The sequence below is a fragment of the Elstera sp. genome (assembly GCF_044372965.1).
Classification (GTDB): Bacteria; Pseudomonadota; Alphaproteobacteria; order Elsterales; family Elsteraceae; genus Elstera.
On record NZ_JBILQX010000114.1, the window covers coordinates 1 to 11,246 of the forward strand.

At 61.4% G+C, this 11,246-nt stretch carries 12 protein-coding genes; 9 read left to right on the top strand and 3 right to left on the bottom strand.

The window, feature by feature from the left end; genetic code table 11:
- Both ACIQ36_RS13670 and ACIQ36_RS13675 read left to right on the top strand, forming a co-directional pair.
- Positions 1-1,611 (top strand): methyl-accepting chemotaxis protein (locus ACIQ36_RS13670; RefSeq protein WP_395830178.1); only part of this gene is annotated, 1,611 nt, incomplete at its 5' end.
- 146 nt (positions 1,612-1,757) lie between these two features.
- Entirely contained in the window at positions 1,758-3,290 is a 1,533-nt protein-coding gene (locus ACIQ36_RS13675; RefSeq protein ID WP_395830181.1) for a hypothetical protein, read from the top strand.
- Here the strand turns inward: ACIQ36_RS13675 and ACIQ36_RS13680 are convergent.
- Together ACIQ36_RS13680 and ACIQ36_RS13685 are read right to left on the bottom strand one after the other, a co-directional pair.
- Positions 3,287-3,943 (bottom strand): hypothetical protein, encoded by a 657-nt coding sequence (locus ACIQ36_RS13680; RefSeq protein WP_395830183.1) that lies wholly within the window; start codon positions 3,941-3,943, stop codon positions 3,287-3,289. The genes ACIQ36_RS13675 and ACIQ36_RS13680 overlap by 4 nt on opposite strands.
- Entirely contained in the window at positions 3,940-4,269 is a 330-nt protein-coding gene (locus ACIQ36_RS13685; protein WP_395830185.1) for a PadR family transcriptional regulator, read from the bottom strand. Before ACIQ36_RS13685 ends, ACIQ36_RS13680 begins: the two co-directional genes overlap by 4 nt.
- A gap of 92 nt (positions 4,270-4,361) precedes the next feature.
- Here ACIQ36_RS13685 and ACIQ36_RS13690 point away from each other — a divergent pair, with 92 nt between their 5' ends.
- From ACIQ36_RS13690 to ACIQ36_RS13720, 7 genes are all read left to right on the top strand, one after another.
- Positions 4,362-4,970 (top strand): ferric reductase-like transmembrane domain-containing protein, encoded by a 609-nt coding sequence (locus ACIQ36_RS13690; protein ID WP_395830187.1) that lies wholly within the window; start codon positions 4,362-4,364, stop codon positions 4,968-4,970.
- Positions 4,971-5,006: 36 nt separating this feature from the next.
- A complete protein-coding gene (locus ACIQ36_RS13695; protein ID WP_395830189.1) occupies positions 5,007-5,396 on the top strand; it encodes a hypothetical protein in 390 nt (129 codons plus the stop codon).
- Between the two features lie 111 nt (positions 5,397-5,507).
- Positions 5,508-6,797 carry an adenosylhomocysteinase gene (ahcY, locus tag ACIQ36_RS13700; protein WP_395830191.1) on the top strand — a complete coding sequence of 430 codons (1,290 nt, stop codon included), beginning with the start codon at positions 5,508-5,510 and terminating at the stop codon, positions 6,795-6,797.
- 150 nt (positions 6,798-6,947) lie between these two features.
- A complete protein-coding gene (locus tag ACIQ36_RS13705) occupies positions 6,948-7,208 on the top strand; it encodes a GlsB/YeaQ/YmgE family stress response membrane protein (RefSeq protein WP_395830193.1) in 261 nt (86 codons plus the stop codon).
- Positions 7,205-7,345 carry a hypothetical protein gene (locus ACIQ36_RS13710; protein ID WP_395830195.1) on the top strand — a complete coding sequence of 47 codons (141 nt, stop codon included), beginning with the start codon at positions 7,205-7,207 and terminating at the stop codon, positions 7,343-7,345. The genes ACIQ36_RS13705 and ACIQ36_RS13710 overlap by 4 nt, the downstream gene beginning before the upstream one ends.
- Positions 7,346-7,480: 135 nt before the next feature.
- Positions 7,481-9,385 (top strand): hypothetical protein, encoded by a 1,905-nt coding sequence (locus tag ACIQ36_RS13715; protein WP_395830197.1) that lies wholly within the window; start codon positions 7,481-7,483, stop codon positions 9,383-9,385.
- Positions 9,386-9,615: 230 nt separating this feature from the next.
- On the top strand, positions 9,616-10,875 hold the full coding sequence (locus tag ACIQ36_RS13720; RefSeq protein ID WP_395830199.1) for a hypothetical protein: 1,260 nt from the start codon (positions 9,616-9,618) through the stop codon (positions 10,873-10,875).
- A 19-nt stretch (positions 10,876-10,894) separates the two neighbouring features.
- Here ACIQ36_RS13720 and ACIQ36_RS13725 read toward each other — a convergent pair whose 3' ends face one another.
- Positions 10,895-11,074 (bottom strand): DUF1674 domain-containing protein, encoded by a 180-nt coding sequence (locus ACIQ36_RS13725; protein WP_395830201.1) that lies wholly within the window; start codon positions 11,072-11,074, stop codon positions 10,895-10,897.
- Between the last annotated feature and the right edge of the window lie 172 nt (positions 11,075-11,246).

Genomic DNA, 11,246 nt, shown 5'->3' on the forward strand with positions numbered 1-11,246 from the left:
CTGCAAACCATCGCGCAGTTTAAATCCGTGCGCGATTACTACAATACCGCCATCGTTCCCAAGATTCGCGGCACGCAGGATTTGAAGCTGACGCATCTGCACGCGAACGATCCCAAGGGCGTGCCGATCCCGGCCACCTTCATGCTCGATATGTCCGGGCGCTTACAAGATAAGGGTGTCAGCCTGTCTTTCTACAGCCCCTACCCTTTCCCGGAACGCGCAGGCCGCAAGACCGACGATTTCCAGAAAGCCGCCTGGGACCAGTTTTTGAAAACGCCGGATACGCCGTATATTCAGCGCGACACGGTGAACGGTAAGGAAGTTGTCCGTGTCGCGGTGGGCGACCGGCTGGGGGAAGCTTGCGTTGCTTGCCATAATTCCCATCCGCAGTCGCCCAAGAAAGATTGGAAAGCAGGCGATGTGCGCGGCGTGTTCGAGATCCAAACCGTGATCGACGATCAACTGGCGCGCGGGCATAGGCTCACGTATGGCGTGCTGGGCGTCGTTCTTCTCGGCGGGCTCGCCGTTCTACTCGTGTCCTTGCTCTCAACCCGCGCCGTCGCCCGGCCTTTGCTCGCGATGGGGGCAGCGGTCAATCGGCTCGCGCGCGGGGAGCGGCAGCTCAATCTTGCGAAAGAATCGGAACGGGCGGATGAAATCGGCGGCCTTGCCAAAGCCTTGCAGGGCTTCGGCACGGCGCTGGAGCAGCAGGAAGCGCACGAAGCCGCCGAACGCGAGGAGATGGCGCGCAAAGCCGCCCGGCAAGCCGAACTTGAAAGCCTCACCCAGAGCTTTGATACAGCGGTGAGTTCGCTGCTGGGCAAAGTCCATTCGATGACCGACCAGTTGCACTCTGCGGCGGGCACGATGACCAGTACCGTCCAGCACGCCAATAGCGCCTTCACCAGCATTGCGGGCAGTACCGAGCAAACCCACGCCAATGTGGAAGCCACCGCAGGCGCGGCCGAAGAGCTTTTCGCCTCAAACGCCGAAATCGCGGGCCGCGTGCGCGACGCCCTCACCATCAGCCGCAGCGCCGTGGCTGAAACCGAAACCGCCGATAAGCATATCGTCGGCCTTGCCGAAACCGTGGAGCGGATTGGGGCTGCGGGTCAACTCATCAATGATATCGCCAGCCAGACCAATTTGCTGGCGCTGAACGCCACCATCGAAGCCGCCCGCGCCGGGGAAGCGGGGAAAGGCTTTGCCGTGGTTGCGAGTGAGGTGAAGGCTCTTGCCACCCAAACCGCCCGGGTGACGGAGGAAATCGCCGCCCAAATCGCCGCCGTCCGCACCGAAACCGGCAGCGCCGCCGCCGCCGTGCGCGAAGTTGGCCACGTTATCCAGTCGCTCGAACGCCTCGCCGCCGATATTTCCGGCTCGGTCGAACAGCAGGGCGCGGCGACGGGGGAAATCGCCCGCCAGATGCAGGAAGCCGCCAACGGTACCCGCGCGGTGGCCGAAGAAATGAGCGCCGCCACCGGTACCGTCGATGCCGCCCGTCAAGCCTCCTCGGTCGTCCACGATTCGGCGGCGAACCTCACCAGCGAAAGCCAAAGCCTGCGGGGGACGGTAGAACGGTTTCTCGCAGGGGTTAGGCGGGGGCATTAGAGCGGCTGACGGGGGCGTAAGCGAACGTGCCAAACTAAACGCCTCTGGCCCGCAAGGACACCTCTTGATAGAAAAACTTACCGGAACTCTGCCCGGCGCGTGGAATAGCGTTGACCCACGGGGATCAGGATCGAAGGAATAGGGATATGCGGGCAGCGTTAAGAATGGTTGGCCTGGGGCTTCTGTGGTCCTTGGGCTTAGCCGCGCCTAGCCTCGCCCAATCGGTGCCGAATATCACCTTGGAGCAAATGATCGGCACTGGCCCGAACCGCGGGGCGTTGGAGATCAGCAACACGGGATACGTCCCTCGCACTCCGGACGACCCGAAACTGGCTAACGCCATCGCTACGCTCGACGGCCAGGCGCGCACGGATTTGGATCGAAAACTCCTCGCCAACCTTTACGCGCTGCGGGCTCAAACTTACCGACTTAAAGAAGTCGACAAAGCGGAAGCCGATTTCGATACATCTCTCAGGATTATTTCGGGCAACGACCCTAGAACCCTTCAGCCCGCGCGCGACGATCTTATCCAGCGTAAAGCACTGTATTTGAGCAATCTTGGTGGAACGGCAACCGACAAAGCTATCGGCCTGTATCGACAAGTTTTCGATGCGTTTGATCCCGCAAGCCTGGCCGCGTATCAGTCCTATGCCCTCGAAAACCAAGCGTTACAGATTTATGCACGCACGGCGATTACCTTGACCGAACTCAGTTTTGCTCAGGGGCGACCGGATGAGGCCAGAGCTTGGGTGCAACAAACCCTGGCAAAGATCGGCCCGCTTCCGTCACCCCTGGCACGCGAACAGCTACTCGCGGTTCTCTATTCTTTCGGCGCCGGGCTTGCCGCACGCGGTCCCGCCGAGCAGGCGGAGGCTCTGACGGTTTTCGATCAGGTGCTGGCGCGCGGGAAAACCGCCCTCTCCGGCGACCGCTATCAATGGCTCGCGCAGTCGCTTATGGCAAAAGGGCTGCTGTTGCGTCAAATGGGGCGACGCGATGAAGCGGCGGCGGTTGAGGCGGAGTTGATCGATACCTATAACGACGATACGGATTTGGTCGTCGCCCGTGCCGTTCTGGTAACAAAATTCACGCAAACGAAGGAAAAAGCGGCGAGCTATGCCTCCCCCCGCGCCCTCGCGGATGCTTACGAGGCGCTAGCGGCAGAGTATGAACCGAAACTTCAGCGCCCCCGTTCCATCGTTAATAGCCCAGCGGCGCCGCTCGCTCTGGCAATTGCTGAGATCCGGCTTCAGCAGACCGCAACCCTCGGCACGCTTCTGCCACCGCCGCTGCAAGAGATCATCCGGGTTGGTCGATCTGCCGTTGATTTAACGAAGGGGGCCTCTGGGCCGACCACCCTACCCCTCTTGCTCTCGGGCTATTTTACCCTCGCCAATGCCTATGGTGCCACCGGCCCCCTGGGGGCTGCGCCCGCGCTTCAACAACTCGATCATATGGCCGAAGCATTGGAAGGGCGGGACGGCCCGATGCCGGACAGGTTTAAACTCATTGAGCTTTTGCTTCGGCGTAACGTCATCACCCAGTGGCTTCCCGGCGAGACACAACAGCTTGAGGCGATTGCACAAGAGGCGCAGGCGCGCTTCGGGGCGAGCGAAGACCCGCAAATTCGCCAATTTCTCGGCCTACTCAACCCAGCGCAGTACCCCCGCAAACCCTAACGCTGTGGGCGGAGATAAAATAACAAGCGGCGTTGATCGGCGGCGAGAAGGGCGAGAGCAACCATTTCCGCCGCAGTCGTCAACAGGGGGGCCGCGAACGCGCTGGGGGCGATCATTGCGAGAGCCGCCCAGGTCAACACCGCCCCGCCCGCGCAGGAGAGCAAGAGGGCAATCAGGGTGAGGCTCGGCAGCAGTCGCGGCGGCAGCCAGGGGAGAAGCGGCTGGCCGCGTCCCAACCGCCGGGCGGCAACAAGCGTGAGCACCGCCCCAACAAAGGCCACGATCAAACAATAGTGATCCAGCCAGTGGGCGAGCGATAGGCGACCATCGAGTCCACCTTCGGGCAAAACGGCGCTTCGCAGGTTCATCGTGAGAATGATCAAGAGCAGCGCGGTAAACATAAGCCCGGCACTGGCGCGAAGCTGGCGCGGGGCTTGGGCGTGGGTCATCGCCTGGGCATAGTGCCGAGGGGGGCCGAACCCGCGCAGAAAACCGTCGTCTATCCCGCCCTTGCGCTCCAGCGCCTCGGAAAAATGATCTTGAAGTTCCGCCGTCACTTGGGATGCTAACTGGGGGTCGAAGGCCAGGGCCTGCTGAACCTCCCCAAGGTAGGCGCGCGCGGTGTCGGGCAGGTCAAGACCCGGCGCGGTCATTTCGGCGACGGCGCTAAGAGGGCTTCGACGGCCCCGGCAAAACTGGCCCAGCGCCCGCGCCGATCAGCCAAAGCGGCTTCCCCCGCCGCCGTCAGCGCGTAGAGCCGCCGCTTGCGCCCCGTTGGTGATTGGCCCCAACGGCTGACCAGCAGGCCCGCCCCTTCCAGCCGGTGCAGGGCCGGATAAATCGTGCCTTCGGGCAGATCGAAAGTGCCGCCGCTGCCCGCTCGAATGGTTTCGATAATCGCATAACCATGCGCCTCGCCGCTCCGCAGCGCCGAGAGCAGGATGGTATCCAAATGACCTTTGAGCATTTCCGCGTCCATGCCCGGATCATAAGCCTAGGCTTGCTAGGGATCAAGAAACACATTATACCTAGCAACACGATACCTCGTTAAACTATGCTATGGAGATTAAGATGCCGCGTGGCCCCTCAATACTGGTGCTGTCAGGAGTGGCGTTAGGGGTGGGCACTGCCGCCGCCCTGCTTCTCGCCCCCAATTTAACCGAAGCCTTGCGCTGGATTATTCGCGGCACGGCCCGGTCGTCCTTCGCGCTGTTCCTGCTGGCGTTCATCGCCGCGCCGTTGCAAAGCCTGTGGCCGAGCCCTGCTTTTGCGAGTCTTGTGCGGTCGCGCCGCTGGTTCGGCCTAAGCTTTGCCCTGTCCCACGGGGTTCATGCTGTGGCGATTTACGGCCTCGCCCGGCATGATCCCGCGCTGTTTTGGACGCTCACCAATTTTGGTTCGGTCATCAGCGGCGGTACCGCCTATGGGTTTATCTTGCTGATGGTGCTGACCTCCTTCGACGGGGCGGCGCGCTGGCGGAACGGACGGCCGTGGCGCTGGCTGCACCGCTTCGGGCTTTGGTATCTGTTGCTCAGCTTCGCCGTCGCCTTCGGCAAGCGCGTGCCGGTCGATCCGGCCTATGGGATCGCCGTGGCGCTGATCCTGGTCGCCATCGGTCTGCGCGTCGGGGCCTTCTTTGCACAGCAGCGGACGAAGGCGGTAATTCTCGCGCAACGGTGATAGGATTTAGAGGTTTTTCCCCTTAGGAGATGAGCTATGCGCTCCTTATCGATCCTGGTTTCCGCCGCCCTTCTCGCCCTGTCCGCCGGGGCAATCGCCCAAACGCCGCTGCCGAACGGCATCCCCGGCACCCCGAAACTGGCCGCCCCCAAGCTCGAAGCCCCCAAAGTGGAAGCGCCCAAGGCCGATGTTTCCACTGCCGCTAAAACCGCCGCCCTTACGAAAGCCCTGCCCGGCCAAAATTTCACCGATCTGGCGTTGGCCGAAAAAGGTTGTGGCAAGGCCGGCGTGGTGTGGCTGAACCCGAACTCCGGCAAATCCTTCGAGCCCGGCAATCGCTACTTCGGCAAAACCAAAGACGGCGCTTACGCCTGCGCCGCTGACGCCGCCAAATCCGGTTTCGTCGGCGCGAAAAATAAGTTCTAACCCTTGCTCTTCCGGCGGCACGCCCGTATAAGGGGCGCACATAAAGGTATCTTTATGTCCTGATACATGCTTGCCCACCCCGAAGCAGGCCGTGCCGCCGGAAGGAAGATCATGAGCGCCGATTATAAAGTTAAGGATATGTCCCTGGCCGATTGGGGCCGTAAGGAAATCCGCATCGCCGAAACCGAAATGCCCGGCCTCATGGCCCTGCGCGCCGAATATGGCAAGGCGCAGCCGCTGAAGGGCGCGCGCATTGCGGGCTCGCTGCATATGACCATCCAAACGGCGGTTCTGATCGAAACCCTCACGGCACTGGGCGCGGAAGTGCGCTGGTCGTCGTGCAATATTTTCTCGACGCAAGACCAAGCCGCCGCCGCCATGGCCGAAGCCGGTATTCCGGTTTTCGCCTGGAAGGGCATGTCGGAAGAAGAATTCTGGTGGTGTATCGATCAGACCATTGAAGGGCCGAACGGTTGGCGTCCGAATATGGTGCTGGATGACGGCGGGGACCTTACGCTGGTGCTGCATCAGCGCTTCCCGGCGTTGCTCGATGATATTCGCGGCATTTCGGAAGAAACCACCACGGGCGTGCATCGCCTCTATGAAATGTCGAAAGCGGGCACGCTGAAGGTTCCGGCCATCAATGTGAACGATAGCGTCACCAAGTCGAAGTTCGACAATCTCTATGGGTGCCGCGAAAGCCTCGTCGATGGCATCAAGCGCGCCACCGACGTGATGATGGCGGGTAAGGTTGCCGTGGTCGCGGGCTATGGCGATGTGGGCAAGGGCTCTGCCGCCTCGCTGCGCAGCCAAGGCGCGCGCGTGATGGTGACGGAAGTCGATCCGATTTGCGCGCTGCAAGCCGCAATGGAAGGCTATCAGGTCGTCACCATGGAAGAAGCCGCCCCCTTGGGCGATATCTTCGTGACCGCGACCGGCAATATCGACGTGATCACCCTCGATCACATGCGCGATATGAAAGACCGCGCGATTGTCTGCAACATCGGCCATTTCGATAGCGAAATCCAAATCGGTTCGCTGCGGAATTACAAATGGGAAAATGTGAAGCCGCAGGTGGATGAAGTCGTCTTCCCGGACGGCAAGCGCCTGATCGTGCTCGCCGAAGGCCGCCTGGTGAACTTGGGTTGCGGTACGGGCCACCCGAGCTTCGTCATGTCCGCCTCCTTCACCAATCAGGTGCTGGCGCAAATCGAACTGTGGCAGAACTCGGCGAATTACGAGCGCAAGGTTTACACGCTGCCGAAGCATCTCGACGAAAAAGTCGCCGCCCTGCATCTCGCCAAAGTCGGCGCGAAACTGACGCAACTGACCGTCGCCCAGGCCGAATATCTCGGCATCGATAATCAAGGGCCGTATAAGCCGGAACATTACCGCTACTAAACGGCGGCTGTTTTCGGTTTTTGAGAAACGGGGTCGGCAACGGCCCCGTTTTTTGTTGGTAAGCAAGGCCGATGGAACCTTTCCGCCCCTCAGGCGTTTCTTTAAGCGCATCCCCTTTTCCGAAGGGGTAACGACTAAAGGAGAACCCTCATGGGGATCGAAAGCCTTCTCATCTTTTTGCTCATTGGCGCGCTGGCGGGTTGGCTCGCGGGCGTAGTTGTCGCGGGTTATGGCTTCGGCCTGCTCGGTAATATCGCGGTTGGGATTGTCGGGGCGTTTATCGCCGGGCTGATCTTTCCGCGCTTCGGCCTTGTGCTCGGCTCCGGCTTTGTTGGCGCGGTGCTCCACGCCACCATTGGCGCTATTATTCTGCTGGTCGTGCTCGGCCTTGTGCGGCGGGTGGCAGCATGAACCGGAACGGTTTTTTCATCGGCGTGCTCGTCGCGGCAATCATCGGCCTCGGCGGATATCTTTACTACGAGCAAACCCGCCCGAAAGCGCTGGAACTGCGGATTGGTGAAGGCGGGGTTTCGATTCAGAAGAATTGAGGATAGCCGGCAAACGGGGCTGCATCCGCCCCGTTTTTTCCGTGAAAGCCCGCCTATCCGCACGACGCTGAGTTGCAGAAATTTAGCAGAAATTTTATAAACGTCCTGACCCGTGTCTGAGTGTCAGGATAGCCGATGCCCCGCCCCCGCCGAACCGCTTGCGCTCTCCTGTTAGGCCTTGGCAGCGGGATTGTTCTGCTCGGCGGCTGCGCGAACGATCCCGCATTGGCCCCGCGCACGACGGCAAGCGTGCCCGAGGCGAGCGTGTTTGAATATCGCCAGAAGCTGGCAAGCCTGCCCGCGCGCGACCCCGTTTATCAGGCGATCCTCGACCGTTTGGCCGATCCGGCCCGCACGGCCCAAACGCCGGAAAATCAACGGGTGCTGGCCTATGGCTATATCACCCGCGCCCTGGCGCTCACCCGGCTTAGCCCGCCCGACTATTCCGGCGCGGCGGCCGATTACCGCCGCATCATGGATCAGTTCGACGGCATCCCCGATCCCGAAATTGCCGCAGCGGTCGCCCGCGCGTTTTTGAACCTCGGCGTAATACGGCTGCGGCTCGGCGGCGATACGGCCCTATCGGAAAAACGCACCCTCTACGCCGGGGCCATTGAGCGCGCGAAAGCCCTGACCGGCGACAATGCGGAGGAGATTACCGCCACCGCCCTTTACAATCAGGGCCTGAGCCTGCTGCTCGATACGCCCCAAGATCGGCCCGCTGGGTTTGCCGCCTTAGAGGAAGCGGTGAGCCGGTTTCGCGCCAGCAAACAGCCCGCCGTTCAAGAACGGCTGCTGATGGCGCGGGTGGAGGCGGCGCGCGCCTTCGGCAATACCCCCGGCGAGGAAGGCAAAGCCATTCCGTTGGCCGAGGATGCGCTAACCCTGACGGAGGGCATGAGCCTTTCGGGGAAAGACTATTATACCGCCGATGCCCTGCTGCAAAAAGGCTATGCCCTCTACCGTCTCGGGCGCGAGAAAGAAGCGTTGGCGATTGCCGACGATATTCTGAACCGCTTCACCAAGGCCACCGATATTCGCACCCGGCGGGTGGTGTCGCGCGTCGCGCTCAATCTCGTCTACGCCCATCGCGACGCAAGCCCCCCGCGGACCGAGGCACAGCGCGCCGCCGTGCGCGATTTCACCGCCCGCTTCGGCACCGAAACCGACCCGCTGATTGTGGTGCGCCTCGCCGAAGCCCTGGGGCTGGAAGGCGATCTGCTGACCAGCAGCACCCCGCCGCGCTACGAGGAGGCGCTGGATAGTTACCTCGCCGCCTATCGTCGCCTGGAGCGCTTACCGCTCGCAGATAGCCTAAACACGCGCCACGAAATCGCCGTCGATCTTGGCCGAACCTATGCCCATCTCAGCCGCCCGGCCGACGCGCGCACCTATCTCGATATTTCGGACAAGCTCGCCGCCCAGGCCAGCCCGAGCCGCACCGAGGAATTTACCGTGCGCAGCCTCAGTCAGCGGGTGCTCGCGCTGGTGACGCTGAATAGCGCCGCGCCCGACGAAATCAACGGGCTGGTTGCCCGGATCGAACAAAGGGTAACGCCCACCTCGACGCCCTTCATCATCAGCCAACACTTTCTAGCCTATGAAAATCAACTGCGGTTCTTGACGCGCACCCAGCCGATGAATTGGCCGGCGGCGCTTACCATCGTCGAGCCGCTGCTGGAGCGCTACAGCCGTAACGATGCCAAACTGCTTCAGCCCTATATTGCGCGGGCCTCAGTCAATCGCGCGCTTGCCCGCCAAAGCTTGCCGACGCCGCAGGTTGAGGACGCTCTCGCCGATATCGACCGCGTGGTTCAGCGCTTCGGGGCTGCGCAAGATCCGGCCATTCTGTTCAGCGTCGCGCGCGGGCTTAGCATTCGCCAGCGTCTGCTGGAAACCCAAAACCGCCCCGCCGAGGCCAAAGCCACCGCCGAAGACATCGTCCGCCGCTTCGACGCCAACCCCGACCCGCGCTTGCAAGAGTATGTGCGCGCCGCCCGCCAGAAACTGAACGCGCTGGCGCGTCCGGTGACGGGGTAGGTCATTGAGATATGGTTGAAATTGTGAATAGTAACAAGAAATTCATGCAAAGGTGGTTCTCAATGCGCGCTTTCCCCGGACTATTGGCTGTCGCCTTGCTCGCTGGATGCCAGGCAAGCACCACGGAAGGTCTTCGGCAAACAGAGACAGCACCAATCCAGACTAACGGGCAGTCCGCCAGCGCAACCTCCAATGTGGCGAGTGATAACATCCTCTTGACGGAGGCACTGTTGGAAAGCGGCCGCGCCGCCGCAGCGCCGCCGCGTCCGCAAAATGACCGGGCTATCGCCGCCTTCGATACGCTGATCGATACCCATTCCAATAGTCCAGTACCTGAACTCCGGCGTATTGCGCTTCTGGCAGGGTTAGAAAAGGCGGGCTTTCTGCTCACCTTCACCCCACCCCACAGCGGTCTTGCTGCCGACATCACTCAGAAAGTGCTGCAAACGGCGGACACAGTGCCGAACGGTGAGATGATTAAGCTCGTCGCCTTTGTTTATAGGGCGCGGGCGCTGTCCCTCAAAACACCCTCGGAAACCAATGAGATCACACGACTAACGCAAGAGGGTCTCAGCCTTGCGGAGACGGTCCGCGCGCGCGCCGGGAAAGCTAGCGAGGAAACCACGCCCTTTTACGCCGAGCTTCTCTATCGCGATGCCAGTCAAAAGGCGCGCGGGTTTTATCCGGACACCGCCCTGCCGCCCCTAGCGCGGTTGATCGACAATATAGCCCCGTCAGAAAACGACGCCGTCAGCCGCCGCTATTTGGCCGAGGGACGGCTGCTCCGCGCCGGAGTGCTGACTGCGGCAACACCGCCCCGCTGGGCCGATGCAGCGGCCGATTATCGCGCGGTTCGCCCACTGGCGGCAGGTCAGACTAACCTCGACCTGGAGGAAACGGCGCTGCTCGCGCGGGTTAGGCTCGCGGAAATGGCGCCGAAGCTCGGGCCAAAACAGATCGGAGAAGCCGAACAGGATATTAACATCCTGATCCGCGACCGAACGGCAACACCCCATATCGGCATTCGTAAGGCGACGGCTCAATCATTTATCGTGCTCGCAGATTTCGCCCTGCAAGAAAAACCGCCCGCGCCGTCAAAAGCCGTATCGTACCTCATGGGTCTTGAGCGCTACACCAATGAGCGGATGAACGAGGAGATGCGCTATTACTGGGTTATCGCCCTGACAACGCGGGCCAAAATAATCATGACGTATTTTCCGAACGATCACGCCAATGCACTCGCGCTCTATGACAATGCGGAGCAATGGCGCTCGATGACGAAAAATACGCCGGAGCGAGATCGCCTGGTTGCTCAGACTGCGATGGACTATGCCGAGGCCCTGATAACGGTAAAGCCGCCACGCCGGGCGGAAGCCGTCAACGTTCTCAACCGCGCTCAAACGATGTTCTGGCGGCTCCGCAACCCATCGAACGATCCCCTGTTTGCCCAATTGATCGCAATGCGCGCCCGGATCGAAGCCACTCCATAGGCTAAATCGCCTCCCCCCCTTAAAAATCCGAACAGCGCCCGTTCTTTTCCCAATCGCCGAAGCGCGTCGGCTCCGGGCCTTGGGGGCCGCCGAATTCTTTGGGGAGTTTGGGGTCGGTCGGCTTTGTCTCGGGCACCGGCGCTACGGGCGGCAGGGGCTCGGGTTGCGATTTTTCGGGCTTTTCCGTTTTTTCAGGCATCGTCGCGGTCTCCGCTTCGGTTTTCTTGTTTGAGGCTATAGCCTTCTTACATACAAGCCTAACGCAGGGGCGCAAGGGCTGCGCTTGCACGGTTGGACTGTCAAGGAGGCGCTTTACGATGAATGCGCGCACTTTTCTGCTGCTGGCGGGGCTTACCACCGTCTTTGGCGTC